Annotated in this window: 13 protein-coding genes; 10 read left to right on the top strand and 3 right to left on the bottom strand. The window is 61.2% G+C overall.

Going from position 1 to position 14537, the window contains the following annotated elements:
* Positions 1-41 precede the first annotated feature (41 nt).
* Both OKB77_RS17975 and rsmD read right to left on the bottom strand, forming a co-directional pair.
* Positions 42-353: a DUF1145 domain-containing protein gene (locus OKB77_RS17975; RefSeq protein WP_005342853.1), complete on the bottom strand. Its 312-nt coding sequence runs from the start codon at positions 351-353 to the stop codon at positions 42-44.
* Positions 337-966: a 16S rRNA (guanine(966)-N(2))-methyltransferase RsmD gene (rsmD, locus tag OKB77_RS17970; protein WP_042081417.1), complete on the bottom strand. Its 630-nt coding sequence runs from the start codon at positions 964-966 to the stop codon at positions 337-339. Before rsmD ends, OKB77_RS17975 begins: the two co-directional genes overlap by 17 nt.
* A 110-nt stretch (positions 967-1076) precedes the next feature.
* On the opposite strand from rsmD, the gene ftsY reads away from it, so the two are divergent.
* From ftsY to hutH, 10 genes are all read left to right on the top strand, one after another.
* On the top strand, positions 1077-2918 hold the full coding sequence (gene ftsY, locus OKB77_RS17965; protein WP_199428530.1) for a signal recognition particle-docking protein FtsY: 1842 nt from the start codon (positions 1077-1079) through the stop codon (positions 2916-2918).
* Between the two features lie 89 nt (positions 2919-3007).
* Positions 3008-3676, top strand: a complete 669-nt coding sequence (gene ftsE / locus OKB77_RS17960; protein ID WP_005339995.1) for a cell division ATP-binding protein FtsE — start codon at positions 3008-3010, stop codon at positions 3674-3676.
* Positions 3676-4629: a permease-like cell division protein FtsX gene (gene ftsX / locus OKB77_RS17955; protein ID WP_005339996.1), complete on the top strand. Its 954-nt coding sequence runs from the start codon at positions 3676-3678 to the stop codon at positions 4627-4629. Before ftsE ends, ftsX begins: the two co-directional genes overlap by 1 nt.
* A 451-nt stretch (positions 4630-5080) precedes the next feature.
* Positions 5081-5935 (top strand): RNA polymerase sigma factor RpoH, encoded by an 855-nt coding sequence (rpoH, locus tag OKB77_RS17950; RefSeq protein ID WP_033137699.1) that lies wholly within the window; start codon positions 5081-5083, stop codon positions 5933-5935.
* Between the two features lie 125 nt (positions 5936-6060).
* The gene (gene can / locus OKB77_RS17945; protein ID WP_042076162.1) at positions 6061-6720 is read left to right on the top strand and encodes a carbonate dehydratase; all 660 of its coding nucleotides are present in this window, start codon (positions 6061-6063) and stop codon (positions 6718-6720) included.
* Positions 6721-6731: 11 nt separating this feature from the next.
* A complete protein-coding gene (gene hutC, locus OKB77_RS17940; protein WP_041236096.1) occupies positions 6732-7436 on the top strand; it encodes a histidine utilization repressor in 705 nt (234 codons plus the stop codon).
* 154 nt (positions 7437-7590) lie between these two features.
* On the top strand, positions 7591-8826 hold the full coding sequence (gene hutI, locus OKB77_RS17935; RefSeq protein WP_064338913.1) for an imidazolonepropionase: 1236 nt from the start codon (positions 7591-7593) through the stop codon (positions 8824-8826).
* The gene (gene hutG, locus OKB77_RS17930; protein ID WP_199416576.1) at positions 8819-9763 is read left to right on the top strand and encodes a formimidoylglutamase; all 945 of its coding nucleotides are present in this window, start codon (positions 8819-8821) and stop codon (positions 9761-9763) included. Before hutI ends, hutG begins: the two co-directional genes overlap by 8 nt.
* A 53-nt stretch (positions 9764-9816) precedes the next feature.
* Positions 9817-11538, top strand: coding sequence for a urocanate hydratase (hutU, locus tag OKB77_RS17925; protein WP_270818084.1), 1722 nt, complete (start codon positions 9817-9819; stop codon positions 11536-11538).
* A 4-nt stretch (positions 11539-11542) separates the two neighbouring features.
* The gene (hutH, locus tag OKB77_RS17920; RefSeq protein ID WP_199416578.1) at positions 11543-13075 is read left to right on the top strand and encodes a histidine ammonia-lyase; all 1533 of its coding nucleotides are present in this window, start codon (positions 11543-11545) and stop codon (positions 13073-13075) included.
* A 145-nt stretch (positions 13076-13220) separates the two neighbouring features.
* On the opposite strand, the gene OKB77_RS17915 is transcribed toward hutH, so the two are convergent.
* On the bottom strand, positions 13221-14318 hold the full coding sequence (locus OKB77_RS17915) for a calcium:proton antiporter (RefSeq protein WP_005357691.1): 1098 nt from the start codon (positions 14316-14318) through the stop codon (positions 13221-13223).
* Positions 14319-14537 lie beyond the last annotated feature (219 nt).

Below are 14537 nucleotides of genomic sequence, written 5' to 3'. Positions count from 1 at the left end.
GACACGACTCTAGGGGACGGCTACCGCCGTCCCCTTTTCTTTTATGGTTTGTCCGAGAGATTGCCGCGCTGGGCGGCGTTGACGATCTCTTGCAGGCGCTGACGAATGTCGACCATGCCAAACACGCCAAATATCAGCACAGTGACAAATTCGGCCTTGGTGACAGCGAAGTAGCGTTTGCAAGCTGCCTTGATCATGCTGGCCTGCAGCCAGTGCAGCAGGGCGACGATGACGCCGCAGACCGGCAGAAAGCCGTTGAGTTTGCCGGGCAGCGGGGCAATCAGGCTCACCAGTACACCAAACCAGAAGAACAGTATCAGCCCCATCGCCAACAGATTAAAGACCCGCTTCATTGTTTACCTCCCGTAGATAGAGTTGATAACAGACCTGACCTGCCTGCTTGTCCTTGAGTAGTTGCCAACTGGCGGGCAGCGCCAGATCGGCCATCTCTTTTTCCCGCTCCAGATAGATGAGGGCGTCCGGTGCCAGCCAGCCGCGCTGCTCCAGCAGTTCGCACACCTGCGGCAGCAGCTCGCGGCGAAACGGCGGATCGAGGAACACCAGATCAAACGGCGTGGCCGGGCCTTGCAGCCAGCTCACTGCATCTGACTGGATCACCTGACCCTGACTGCTGCCGAGGGCGGTCAGGTTCTTCTTGATCTGGTCAGCGGCCCCTTTGTCCATCTCGATCAGGGTCACCTGCTCGGCATAGCGCGACAGCGCCTCCAGCCCGAGTCCGCCGCTACCGGCAAACAGATCCAGGCAGCGGGTGCCGCGAATGTGGGGGGCCAGCCAGTTGAAGATGGTCTCCTTGACGCGATCCGTGGTGGGTCTGAGCCCCTCCACATCCTTGACCGGCAATTTGCGGCCTCGCCACTGGCCGCTGATGATTCTTACAAAGCCCGATTTTCCTTGCGGGGCGGGACTCTTGCTCGGGTTGCTACGGCTGGATTTCACTCTGGGCATCGCGTTTCATCGTCAGAAAATAAAGTGGTAGTATAAGGCGGTTCATTTTTATGCCGACCCGCCAAGGGACGGCTATCTTAGCAGTCAGCCTTTGATGTGAGTATTTTTAGATGGCAAAAGGTTTGTTTTCCTGGCTGGGTTTCGGCCGCAAGAAAGAAGAGGCTGAGGCTGTCCAACCACAGACACCCCAAGCCACCCCCGTTACCGTTGAGCCCGAGGTCACTGCTACCCCCGCTCCCGTTTCCGATACCACTGTTTCCGATAGTACGCTGGCCGTTGCCCCCGAAGTGCCTGCCAGCGCACAGAATTCCGTTTTGCAAGATGATTGCTGCCTGCCGACCGAGCTGGACGATCACGGCCCGCTGGTGGTGGAGGAGTGCGCCTCCGATCTGGAGCCGGTGATCGTCAACGAAACGCTGATCGCCGAAGAGGAGCGTGCCGCTGAAGCCGCTCGCACTGCCGCAGAGGCGCAAGCCGCTGAGGTCAAGGCAGCCGAAGAGGCTCGTATTGCTGCCGAAGCTCGTGCTGCGGAAGAGGCTCGTATTGCTGCCGAGGCTCGCGCCGCGGAAGAATCTCGCATTGCCGCCGAAGCTCGCGCTGCGGAAGAGGCTCACATTGCCGCCGAAGCCCGCGCTGCAGAAGATGCTCGTATCGCTGCCGAAGCCCGTGCTGCGGAAAAGGCTCGCATTGCCGCCGAAGCTCGCGCCGCGGAAGAATCTCGCATTGCCGCCGAAGCCCGCGCCGCGGAAGAGGCGCGTATTGCTGCCGAAGCTCGCGCCGCGGAAGAAGCTCGTATTGCCGCCGAAGCCCGCGCTGCGGAAGAGGCTCGTATCGCTGCCGAAGTCCGCGCCGCGGAGGAGGCTCGCATTGCCGCCGAAGCTCAGGCTGCGGAAGAAGCCCGTATCGCCAAAGAGGCTCAGCGAGCGGAAGATATGCGCCTGGTCGCCGCGATGGAGGCTGAGGCCGCCGCCCTGGCCGCTCTGCCGCTGGCCGCCAAGGTGGACGACGACACTCAGGACAAACCGCAGCGGGAGGGCTTCTTTGCTCGCCTCAAGCGCAGTCTGGTGCGCACCAAGGAGAATATCGGCTCCGGTTTCTTCGGCCTGTTCCGTGGCAAGAAGATCGACGACGAGCTGTTTGAAGAGCTGGAAACCCAGTTGCTGACCGCCGATCTCGGCGTCGACACCACCACCCGCATCATCGAGGGGTTGGTGCAGCACGCGGATCGCAAGCAGCTCAAGGATGCCGAGGCGCTCTACGGCCTGCTCAAGCAGGACATGGGCGAGATGCTGGCCAAGGTGGAGCAGCCGCTGGTGATCGACACCAGCAAGAAGCCTTATGTGATCCTGATGGTCGGCGTGAACGGCGTCGGCAAGACTACCACCATCGGCAAGCTGGCCAAGCAGTTCCAGGCTGAAGGCAAGAGCGTGATGCTGGCAGCGGGTGACACCTTCCGTGCCGCTGCGGTCGAACAACTGCAGGTGTGGGGTCAGCGCAACAACATTCCGGTGATTGCCCAGCATACCGGTGCTGACTCCGCTTCCGTCATTTATGACGCCATCGAGGCTGCCCGCTCCCGAGGGGCTGACGTGCTGATCGCCGACACCGCCGGCCGCCTGCAGAACAAGAGCAACCTGATGGAAGAGCTCAAGAAGGTGGTGCGGGTGATGAAGAAGCTGGACGATGCGGCGCCCCACGAGATCATGCTGACGCTGGACGCCGGCACCGGCCAGAATGCCCTGAGCCAGGCCAAGCTGTTCAGCGAGGCGGTTGGCCTGACCGGCATCACCCTCACCAAGCTGGATGGCACGGCCAAGGGCGGCGTCATCTTCGCGGTGGCCGACAAGTTCCAGATCCCGATCCGCTACATCGGGGTGGGCGAGGGGATCGACGATCTGCGTCCCTTCGTTGCCAACGACTTCATCGAGGCGCTCTTCAGCCGCGATGAATAAGTCCGGCCGTGATGAGTCAGCTCAGCCGTGATGAGTAAGTGTTCCATGCCCCGACTCCGGTCGGGGTTTGTCAATTTCAGGGAACCGTTATGATTCGTTTTGACAAGGTCAGCAAGGTATACAGCGGCGGCCATCAGGCGCTGCAAAAGGTCAGCTTTCACCTGCGCAAGGGAGAGATGGCCTTTCTGACCGGGCACTCGGGGGCGGGCAAGAGTACCCTCCTGAAACTGATCAGCGTGATGGAGCGCCCGACCGATGGTCGTGTCTTCTTTCATGGCGATGATGTCAGCCATATCCAGCGCAGCCAGATCCCCTATGTTCGTCGTCAGATCGGGATGATCTTTCAGGATCACCGGCTGTTGATGGACAGAACCGTGTTCGACAACGTGGCGCTGCCGCTGGTGATCGATGGTTACAGCCATGCGGACATCAACAAGCGCGTGGCTGCGGCGCTGGACAAGGTGGGACTGCTCGGCAAGGAGCGTTACCAGCCGCGCATGCTCTCCGGTGGTGAACAGCAGCGGGTCGGCATCGCCCGCGCCATCGTCAACAAGCCGCCGCTGCTGCTGGCGGATGAACCGACCGGCAACCTGGATCCCCAGCTCTCCATGGACATCATGCGGCTATTTCAGGAGTTCAACAATTTTGGGGTCTCGGTACTGATTGCCACCCACGATCTGGGGCTGATCGCCCGCATGCGCTATCGCACCCTGACCCTCAAGGCGGGCCGCATGTATTCGGCCGGGGAGGAGCTCTGATGGCTATCGTTCGTCATAAACAACCGCCGCTGCGCCGTCTGATGATGTACGGGGTTGACCATGTGCGGCAGGCGTTTGCCAGTCTCGGGGAGCTGTGGCGCAATCCGCTCGCCTCCCTGATGACGCTGGCGGTGCTCGGCGTCAGCTTGGCACTGCCATCCTGCTTCCACGTGCTGCTGAAAAACGCCGAGGTGGTGGAGGGGAGCTGGCAGAGCAGTTCCCAGATCTCCCTTTACCTGCGCAAGGATCTGCCGGAGCAGAGCATTCTTGATCTGCAGCACCGGATCCTGCTCTATCCCGAGGTGGATTCGGTCACCTACCTGAGTCGTGACGATGCGTTGCGGGAGTTTCGCGAAATCTCCGGCTTTGGTGATGCTCTCGATTATCTGGACAGCAACCCGCTGCCGCCTGTGCTGAGCGTCATTCCGGATCCACGCTGGCAAAACCCGGAAGGGGCCGCCGAGCTGCTCAGCAAGCTCAACAACGAGGTGGGGGTCGAACAGGGCAAACTGGATCTGCAGTGGCTGACTCGGCTGCAGGGGATCATGAACCTGCTGCGCCACACCATTACCGGTATCGCGGTGCTGCTGCTCTCCGCCGTGTTGCTGATCGTCGGCAATACCCTGCGTCTCAACATCCTCAACCAGCGTTCCGAGATTGAAGTGCTCAAGCTGGTGGGGGCGACCGATTCCTTTATTCATCGTCCTTTCCTCTATACCGGTATCTGGTTCGGGGTCATCGGCGGCATGCTGGCCTGGTGGCTGACCGAAGTGATGGTGATCTGGAGCGAAGGGGTGGTGAAGGAGCTGGCGGGCTTGTATAACAGTAACTTCCGGCTGGTTGGCATGGGGGCGGTAGACGGGATCAATCTGATCTTGCTGGGCGCCCTGCTGGGGCTGATTGCCTCCTGGTTCTCGGTCCATCGCCACATTCGCGACATCGAACCATCCTGATTACTTTATCATCAAAGTAAATCGCTGGATTTTGAGAGGCGGATCAAGTAAAAGAGGGGCCGTTTCTGGCTTGGCCCCCATAGTCAGAGTATTCTGAATAACAATGATCTTCCGGATCTTCGCTAGATCCAGTGAACCTTCTGATTTATAAGCAGTCTATTAAAGCTGAAGCATTTATACGGGTGTGGCCCCTCTGCCTTGCTCGTCAGACTTGGCAAGCATGTGAAGGTTGCGAGCTCCGCAACAATGGACTTAGCATGCTACTTTTCGGGGGTCCTTCATTGTGACCCCCTTTTTTTGACTGTTCATTCATGATTCATCCTGCAGGCTTAAGATAAGCCGGTCTAAAACTGGGCATGTTCTTTGATACACGCCGCAGAATGGCATCCGGTCAGTAGACAGACCCTCTCAGGGTGTTAGACTGATTCGATTGAAAAGTAAGAGGTAACAGATGGGAACTTCATTGCAGCGCACTATGGCTCTGATTCCGCAAGGTAGTCTGGAAGGCTATATCCAGGCAGTAAACTCTATTCCTGTGCTGAGCGCAGAGGAAGAGCGTGAACTGGCTGAGCGTTTGCAGCAGGATGGCGATCTCGAGGCTGCTCGTCAGCTGGTTATGTCGCATCTGCGCTTTGTCGTTCATGTCGCCAAGAGTTATGCCGGTTACGGTCTGCCTCAGGCCGATCTGGTTCAGGAAGGCAACATCGGCCTGATGAAGGCGGTCAAGCGCTTCGACCCGACGGTCGGCGTGCGTCTGGTCTCCTTTGCCGTGCACTGGATCAAGGCCGAAATTCACGAATATGTCCTGCGCAACTGGCGCATGGTCAAGGTGGCGACCACCAAGGCCCAGCGCAAGCTCTTCTTCAACCTGCGCAAATCCAAAAAGCGTCTGGGCTGGCTGAACCACGAAGAGGTTCAGGCCGTGGCGGCCGATCTCGGCGTCTCCGCAAGCGATGTGACCGAGATGGAAGCGCGGATGGCCAACTACGATCAGGCGTTCGATCTGGTGGGTGATGATGAAGAAGAGGGCGGTTTCGCTCCGGTTCACTATCTGGAGGACAAATCCTCCGATCTGGCCGCGACCATCGAGAATGACAACTGGGACGATCACGCGACCCGTCGCCTGAGCTCGGCCCTCGCCACCCTGGATGAGCGCAGCCAACACATCATCCGCGCCCGCTGGCTCGATGATGACAGCAAGACCACTCTGCAGGAGCTGGCCGATACCTACGGCGTCTCTGCCGAGCGTGTGCGTCAGCTTGAGAAAAACGCACTCAAGAAGCTGAAAGATGCCATGGAAGCCTGATGCTTCCTCTCATAAAAACAGGGCCTGATGGCCCTGTTTTTGTTTCGCAAGGATCTGGTCGGCCTTGCTTTGGTTACCCTTGAGTGTGTTATGTTGCCGCCACTGCCACATTAGGGAGAGCAGAAGTGAAACTGTTGAACGACCTGTTTACCAACAACCGTGAGTGGGCCGAACGGATCAAAGCCGAAGATCCCAATTTCTTTGCCACTCTTTCTGCCCAGCAGGCCCCCGAATACCTCTGGATCGGTTGTTCCGACAGCCGGGTCCCTGCCAACCAACTGATGGGGTTGCTGCCGGGGGACGTCTTCGTCCACCGCAACGTCGCCAATCTGGTGGTACATACCGATTTCAACTGCCTCTCCGTGCTGCAATACGCGGTAGAAGTGCTCAAGGTGAAGCACATCATCGTCTGCGGTCACTATGGCTGCGGCGGCGTCAAGGCCGCGATGCAGAATCAGGAGCTGGGTCTCATCGACAACTGGCTGCGCAACATCAAGGATGTCTACTTCAAATATGGTGAAGAGCTCGAGGCCATCGAGGATGAACATGAGCGCTTCGACTATCTGTGCGAGCTGAACGTGGCCGAGCAGGTTGCCAACGTCTGCCACACCACCATCATCCAGAACGCCTGGCGCAAGGGGCAGGAGCTGGCCGTCCACGGCTGGATCTACGGGATCAAGGATGGCTTGCTGCATGATCTCGATCTCTGCATCAGCGGGCCGGATCAGATCCCCGATGTCTATCGCGCCTGGCCGGACATGCGTCCGCCCCACCGTCGGCGCTAGGGAGCTTCATGGTGGTGCCAGCCCTCTATCTGCAGATCAAGCAGCATATTCTGGACGGGATCCGCGAACGCCACTATCAGGCGGGGGACAGGATCCCGACCGAAGCGGCCCTGTGCGAGCAGTTCACCGTGAGCCGGATGACGGTCAACCGTGCGTTGCGGGAACTGGTGGCGGAAGGGTGGTTGGTGCGTACCGCCGGTTCCGGTAGCTTCGTGGCGGACAGGCGCACCGAGTCACCGCTGCTGGCTATTCGCAATATTGCCGACGAGATCGCCGAGCGTGGCGGTGAGTACAGCGCCCGGGTGATCCGGCTGCAGCGACTGGCCGCTGACGAGAAGGTGGCGGTACAACTGGGGCTGCGGGTGGGCGCCCCCATCTTTCACAGCCTGATCGTCCATCAGGCCGATGGGGAGCCGTTGCAATTGGAGGAGCGCTTCGTCGATGCCGGGCGCCTGCCTGGCTATGGCGAGCAGGATTTTACCCAACAGACCCCCAACCGCTATCTGATGGATGTCTGCCCCCTCTCCGAGATGGAGCACGTGGTGGAAGCCGTGTTGCCCAGCGCCGGTGAGGCGGGATTGTTGCAGATCCGCGTAGATTCCCCCTGTCTGTTGTTGCACCGGCGTACCTGGTCGGAGGGGCATCTGGTCTCCTACGCCCGTTTGCTCTCCCCCGGTTCCCGCTACAAGCTCAGCTCCAAGACTCAGCTGGAGTGAATGTCTATACAACTCGATTTTGCAAAGCCCACCTCCTGGTGGGCTTTTTTGTGCTTAAACTCTAAGTTTGATGCTGTTATCAGGATGTGAACTTCGCTCTTTCTTTCGTCATAGAGATCGACTATAAGAATATGTATATACATTTGAGGTCGCTATGAACAAGGAACTGTTGAACTGCGAGCGGGTCTGGCTCAACGTGATACCCGCCACCCTGAATGATGAGCTAGCCGACTACGGCCTGCTGCCGCTCCACGCCATCGGCGTGAAGGATGGCAAGATCCACGCGCTGGTGCCGATGGCCGAACTGAAGGGGCCCCATCCTGCTCACTGGCAGGATATGCAGGGCAAGCTGGTCACTCCCGGCCTTATCGATTGTCACACCCATCTGGTCTTCGCCGGCAGCCGTGCCGAAGAGTTCGAGCTGCGTCAGCAGGGAGTGCCCTATGCCGAGATAGCCCGTCGGGGCGGTGGCATCATCAGCACGGTGCGTGCCACCCGTGCCGCCAACGAAGAGCAGCTCTTTAAGCTGGCGTTGCCGAGGGTCAAATCCCTGATCCGCGAAGGGGTCACCACGGTGGAGATCAAGTCCGGCTATGGCCTGACGCTGGATGACGAACTCAAGATGCTGCGGGTGGCCCGCCGACTGGGAGAGGCGTTGCCGATCCGGGTCAAGACCACTCTGCTGGCGGCCCATGCGGTGCCGCCGGAGTATCGCGACGATCCCGACAGCTGGGTCGAGACCATCTGTCAGGAGATCATTCCGGCCGCCGCCGAGGCGGGTTTGGCCGATGCGGTAGATGTCTTCTGCGAGCACATCGGCTTTTCGCTGGCCCAGACCGAGCAGGTCTATCTGGCGGCGGATCAATACGGCCTGCCGGTGAAAGGGCATATGGATCAGCTCTCCAACCTCGGTGGCAGCACGCTGGCCGCCCACTTTGGCGCCCTCTCGGTGGATCATCTGGAGTATCTGGATCCGGAAGGGATCCTGGCGTTGGCCCACCGTGGCGTGGTCGCCACCCTGCTGCCCACCGCCTTCTACTTCCTCAAAGAGACCAAGCTGCCGCCGGTCGCCGCGCTGCGCAAGGCGGGGGTAGGGATGGCGGTCTCCTCCGATATCAACCCGGGTACCGCGCCCATCGTCTCGCTGCGGATGGCGATGAACATGGCCTGTACCCTGTTTGGCCTGACCCCGCTGGAGGCCATGGTCGGGGTGACCCGTCACGCCGCTAAAGCGCTCGGCGAGCAGGATCGCCTTGGCCAGCTCAAGGCGGGCATGGCGGCCGATTTTCTGATCTGGCACTGCGCCCATCCGGCCGAGCTGAGCTACATGGTCGGCGTCGATCAGCTGGCAGGCCGCATCTTCAACGGCGAGGAGACCCTCCATGGATAAGTTCAACCCGGTCGATATGTCGCTCTGGCAGGGACGACAGGATCCGGAAGATGGCGAACTGGCCCTGCGTTGGCACGACAAGGTGCAGCCCTGGGCCGCCGGGGCACAAGAAGCAGCTGGTGTAGTGCTGCTCGGTTTTGCCTGCGATGAAGGGGTTCGCCGCAACAAGGGGCGCATTGGTGCTGCCGGTGCGCCGCTGGCGGTGCGCAAGCTGCTGGCCAACACTGCCTGGCATCTAAATCGACCCGTCTACGATGGTGGGGATGTGAGTTGCCCCGACGGCGATCTCGACGCCGCCCACGGCCATCTGGCCGAGCGGGTCGCCGCTGCGCTTGATCTGGGCCACTTCCCGATGGTGCTGGGGGGCGGTCACGAGGTGGCCTTCGGCAGCTGGAGCGGCCTTAACCGTCATCTGGGTGGCAGTGGCAAGGTCGGCATTATCAACCTCGATGCTCACTTTGACCTGCGCATGAAGCAGGAGCAGGCCAGCTCCGGCACCCCCTTCTTCCAGATCGCCGAGCAGTGCGCCGCTCAGGGCACACCGTTTCGCTACGCCTGCCTCGGGGTGGCCGAGACCGCCAATACCCAGGCGCTGTTTGCACGGGCCGACGAGTTGGGGGTCTGGTATGTGAAAGATGAAGCCATGAGCGAGCGTGCTCTGCCCACCTTGCTAAGCGGGCTGGATGCCTTTATCGCCGATTGTGATCACCTCTATCTGACCATCGATCTCGACGTGCTGCCCGGCAACCTGATGCCGGGAGTGAGTGCCCCCGCCGCCCGCGGCGTGGAGCTGGCGGTGATCGAACTGCTGATCGCCCATATCCGGGCCAGCGGCAAGCTCAGGCTCGCCGATCTGGCCGAGTACAACCCGACGCTGGATCAGGACAATCGCAGCGCCCGCGTGGCCGCGCGACTGGTTCATCTGTTGACCCGTTAACCCTTTGGCCGCAGGTCGCCGAAGGCACCGTATTGATACAACAAGGAGTGTGTATGTCTGTGCAACAGCAGTATCCCCGTACTGATTCCAGAACTGACCCAAACCGCGTGATCCGTGCCCCGCGCGGTACCGAGTTGACCGCCAAGAGCTGGCTTACCGAAGCGCCGCTGCGGATGCTGATGAACAACCTGGACCCCGAGGTGGCCGAGCATCCCCAGTCGCTGGTGGTCTATGGCGGTATCGGTCGCGCTGCCCGCAACTGGGCCTGCTTCGACAAGATCGTCGAGGTGCTGACCCGGCTCGAGGAGGATCAGACCCTGCTGGTGCAATCCGGCAAGCCGGTCGGGGTGTTCCAGACCCACAAGGATGCGCCGCGGGTGCTGATCGCCAACTCCAATCTGGTGCCGCACTGGGCCAACTGGGAGCACTTCAACGAGCTCGATAGGAAGGGCCTGATGATGTACGGCCAGATGACTGCGGGTTCCTGGATCTACATCGGCACTCAGGGGATCGTGCAGGGCACCTACGAGACCTTCTTCGCGGTGGCCAACCAGCACTTCAACGGCTCGCCTGCGGGCCGCTGGATCCTCACTGGTGGTCTCGGCGGCATGGGCGGCGCCCAGCCGCTGGCCGCCACCATGGCTGGCTTCTCGATGATCGCCGTGGAGTGCGACGAGACTCGCATCGATTTTCGTCTGCGCACCCGTTATGTGGACAAGAAGGCTCACAGCCTGGATGAGGCGCTGGCCATGGTCGAAGAGGCCAAACAGGGCGGCACCGCCGTCTCCGTCGGCCTGCTCGGCAACGCCGCCGACGTCTTCGCCGAGCTGGTGGCCCGGGGCATCACACCGGATGTGGTGACCGACCAGACCTCCGCCCACGACCCGGTGCACGGCTACCTGCCGCAGGGCTGGAGCGTGGCAAAGTGGCGCGAGCTGCAACAGAGCGCCCCGCAGGAGGTGAATCTGGCCGCCCGTCGCTCCATGGCCCGTCAGGTGGAGGCGATGCTGACCCTGCAAGAGCGCGGCGCGGCGACTCTGGATTACGGCAACAACATCCGTCAGATGGCGCTGGAGGAGGGGGTTGCGAACGCCTTCGACTTCCCCGGCTTCGTCCCCGCCTATATTCGCCCGCTGTTCTGCGAGGGGATTGGGCCGTTCCGCTGGGTGGCCCTCTCCGGCGATCCGGAAGATATCTACAAGACCGATCAGAAGGTGAAAGAGCTGATCCCCGATGATCCTCACCTGCATAACTGGCTCGACATGGCCCGCGAGCGCATCGCGTTTCAGGGGTTGCCGGCGCGGATCTGCTGGGTCGGGGTCAAGGATCGGGTACGGCTCGGGTTGGCCTTCAACGAGATGGTGAAAAACGGCGAGCTGAAAGCCCCCATCGTCATTGGCCGCGACCATCTGGACTCCGGCTCGGTAGCGAGCCCGAACCGCGAGACCGAGTCGATGATGGATGGCTCCGATGCCGTCTCCGACTGGCCGCTGCTCAACGCTCTGCTCAACACCGCTGGCGGCGCGACCTGGGTCTCCCTGCACCACGGCGGCGGGGTCGGCATGGGCTTCTCCCAGCACTCCGGCGTGGTGATCGTCTGTGACGGCTCCGATGATGCTGCCAAGCGGGTCGGTCGGGTGCTGCGCAACGACCCGGCCACCGGCGTGATGCGTCACGCCGATGCCGGCTACGAGATTGCCATCAACTGTGCCCATGAGGCGAAACTGGATCTGCCGATGATTGACGGCGCCAACGGTGTCAAAGGAAAGGTGTAACACCATGTTTGAATTGACTATTACTCCGGGCGAGCTGGATCTTGCCACCCTGCGCCGCGTCAGCCGCGAGCCGGTACATGTTTCACTGGATCCGGCCGCCCTGCCGGGGATCCACGCCTCCGCCGCCGTGGTCACCAAGGTGATCGAGCAGAACCGGGTGGTGTATGGCATCAACACCGGCTTTGGCCTGTTGGCCAACACCCGCATTCCGGTGGAGCAGCTGGACGAGCTGCAGCGCTCCATCGTGCTTTCCCATGCGGCAGGGATTGGCGAGTACATGGATGACGCCACCGTACGGCTGATGATGGTGCTCAAGCTCAACTCGTTGGCGCGGGGTTTCTCCGGTATCCGGCTGACGGTGCTTGAGGCCTTGATGACCCTCATCAACGCCGAAGTCTATCCGGTGGTGCCGAAGAAGGGCTCCGTCGGTGCCTCCGGCGATCTGGCGCCGCTGGCTCATATGAGCTGCCTGCTGATCGGGGAGGGCAAGGCTCGCCACAAGGGCGAGCTGATCGACGCCGCTACTGCGCTGAAAATCGCCGGGCTCGAGCCCATTGCGCTGGCGCCCAAAGAAGGATTGGCGCTGCTTAACGGCACTCAGGCCAGCACTGCCTTTGCGCTGGAAGGGCTGTTCCACGCCGAGGATCTCTACGCCGGCGCCATCACCATAGGCGCTATGAGTGTGGAGGCAGCCCTTGGCAGCCGCCGTCCGTTCGATGCCCGCATCCACGAGGTGCGCGGTCAGCGTGGCCAGATCGATGCGGCCGCCTGCTATCGCTACCTGCTGGTGGACGGCAGCGAAATAGGCATGTCCCATCACAACTGCGAGAAGGTGCAGGATCCCTACTCATTGCGCTGCCAGCCGCAGGTGATGGGGGCCTGCCTGACCCAGATCCGTCAGGCCGCCGAGGTGCTGGTGTGCGAGGCCAACGCGGTCTCCGACAACCCGCTGGTGTTTGCCGAGGATGAAGACATCCTCTCCGGCGGCAACTTCCACGCCGAGCCGGTCGCCTTCGCCGCCGACAACCTGGCGCTGGCTATCGCCGAGATCGGGTCGCTGTCCGAGCGGCGGATGGCGCTGCTGATCGACTCGCGCATGTCCGGTCTGCCGGCATTTCTGGTCAACAACGGCGGGGTGAATTCGGGCTTTATGATCGCTCAGGTCACTTCGGCGGCGCTGGCCTCCGAGAACAAGACCCTGGCCCATCCGGCCTCGGTGGATAGTCTGCCCACTTCCGCCAATCAGGAGGATCACGTCTCCATGGCGACCTTCGCCGGCCGCCGACTGGCCGATATGGCCGAGAACACCCGTGGCATTCTGGCGGTCGAACTGCTGGCGGCGGCACAGGGTCTCGATTTCCGCGCGCCGCTGCGCAGTACCGAGCTGATCGAGCTGGCCAAGGGACGACTGCGGGCAGAGGTGAGCTTCTACGACAAGGACAGGTACTTCGCGCCGGACATCGAAGCGGCCGCCGCCCTGCTGGGCCGTGCCAGCTACAACGACCTGATCCCGGCCGGGGTGCTGCCCAGTCTGTAAGCCTTGATCACCCTTCTCTCCTGGCGGGAGAAGGGTGGGGGATGAGGGGGACGCCGCTTCACAGGCGCCGGTGACAGCCGGGAGCAGATAACAAAAGACCGCCCAATCGGGCGGTCTTTGCGTTTCTGACGTTGGTTGAACGCGGTTATTCGTGTTCGAACATCAGGAACAGATAGACCACGAACAACACCAGATGGGTCGCACCATGGAGCACATTGGTGCGGCCGCTGCTGAAGGTTACTTTACAGACCATCAAGGTCGTGACCAGCAGCACCATATCGGCGGGGGAGAGGCCGAGGCGTACCTCCTGACCCAGCATGGAGCCGATAAAGAGCACGGCAGGCACGGTGAGGGCGATGGTGGCCAGCACAGAGCCGAAGTAGAGGTTCATTGCCCGCTGCAGCTGGTTGTTGAAGGCGGCTTTGATGGCGCCGACTGCTTCGGGGGCCAGCACGATGCAGGCAACGATAAAGCCGCCCAGTGCGGCGGGCGCGTCCATGACATGCACCCCGTAATTGATGGGGATGGCTAGGGTCTTGGCCAGCAGGATCACCACCAGCAGGTAGGCGAGCAGCAGGATGGTGTGATAGACGTTGCTCTGCAGCGGGCCGTGGTGCTCCTCGTAATCCTCGTGATCGCTGTCGACGAAGAAGTGGCTGTGGCTGCGGGTCTGGATCAGCAGAAAGACCCCGTAGAGCAGGATCGAGATGATGATCAGCATCCACGACATGGCGCGCGACATACTGCCGATTGCACCACCCTCGGTGAAGTTGGGCAGCACCAGACAGAGCAGGGCGAGCGGGATGATGGCCACCAGATAGGATTTCACCCCGTCCAGATTGAAGCTCTGGGTGTGGTAGCGCCAGCCGCCAAACAGCAGGGTGAAGCCCACCAGACCGGTACTCACCAGCATCACTACCGCAAACATGGTATCGCGGGCCATGGTGGGGTTGGGCTCACCGGTCAGCATCACCGAGGAGATCATCACCACCTCCAGCGAGATGACCGAGAGGGTGAGGATCAGGGTGCCGAAGGGCTCGCCCAGCTTGATGGCGAGGGCATCGGAGTGGCGCACCACCGAGAAGATGGCCCAGGTGACGATGGCCAGTAGTGCCGCCGAAACCGGAAGATAGATCCCGAGCGGAGTTGTCTCTGTCAGCAGGTCACTGCCCAGGGTCTTGAAAAAGAGCAGGGTCAGCAGGCCAACGGGCAGGGCAATCTCTTGCCGGATAACTGTCTTCATAGGCAATGGTTCTCTATTGGGGGTCTTGACGACCGGATGACATAAACAGGCTGCACGGTTATCGGTTGCGCAATAACCGGCTCCTTATGATAAAGGTTGTTATCCCCGTCAGGGCAGATCATTTTGTTGCTGAATGTAAATAATGGGTGGCAGGAGGCGGTTCGATTTCACTATGGAGCCGGGCCCGGGTCTGCAGGGGGATTTACCCGCCTGATGGCC

This window comes from Aeromonas sp. Y318-3, from assembly GCF_027706185.1.
GTDB classification, from domain to species: Bacteria; Pseudomonadota; Gammaproteobacteria; order Enterobacterales; family Aeromonadaceae; genus Aeromonas; species Aeromonas veronii.
Note: the sequence above shows the minus strand (reverse complement) of the source record. Positions and strands in the feature narration are given on the sequence as shown.

What these genes read in the sequence shown, in the direction of transcription:
- OKB77_RS17975 (WP_005342853.1), bottom strand. Translation starts at nt 353, where the DNA reads ATGAAGCGGGTCTTTAATCTGTTGGCGATGGGGCTGATACTGTTCTTC.
- rsmD (WP_042081417.1), bottom strand. Translation starts at nt 966, where the DNA reads ATGCCCAGAGTGAAATCCAGCCGTAGCAACCCGAGCAAGAGTCCCGCC.
- ftsY (WP_199428530.1), top strand. Translation starts at nt 1,077, where the DNA reads ATGGCAAAAGGTTTGTTTTCCTGGCTGGGTTTCGGCCGCAAGAAAGAA.
- ftsE (WP_005339995.1), top strand. Translation starts at nt 3,008, where the DNA reads ATGATTCGTTTTGACAAGGTCAGCAAGGTATACAGCGGCGGCCATCAG.
- ftsX (WP_005339996.1), top strand. Translation starts at nt 3,676, where the DNA reads ATGGCTATCGTTCGTCATAAACAACCGCCGCTGCGCCGTCTGATGATG.
- rpoH (WP_033137699.1), top strand. Translation starts at nt 5,081, where the DNA reads ATGGGAACTTCATTGCAGCGCACTATGGCTCTGATTCCGCAAGGTAGT.
- hutI (WP_064338913.1), top strand. Translation starts at nt 7,591, where the DNA reads ATGAACAAGGAACTGTTGAACTGCGAGCGGGTCTGGCTCAACGTGATA.
- hutG (WP_199416576.1), top strand. Translation starts at nt 8,819, where the DNA reads ATGGATAAGTTCAACCCGGTCGATATGTCGCTCTGGCAGGGACGACAG.
- hutU (WP_270818084.1), top strand. Translation starts at nt 9,817, where the DNA reads ATGTCTGTGCAACAGCAGTATCCCCGTACTGATTCCAGAACTGACCCA.
- hutH (WP_199416578.1), top strand. Translation starts at nt 11,543, where the DNA reads ATGTTTGAATTGACTATTACTCCGGGCGAGCTGGATCTTGCCACCCTG.
- OKB77_RS17915 (WP_005357691.1), bottom strand. Translation starts at nt 14,318, where the DNA reads ATGAAGACAGTTATCCGGCAAGAGATTGCCCTGCCCGTTGGCCTGCTG.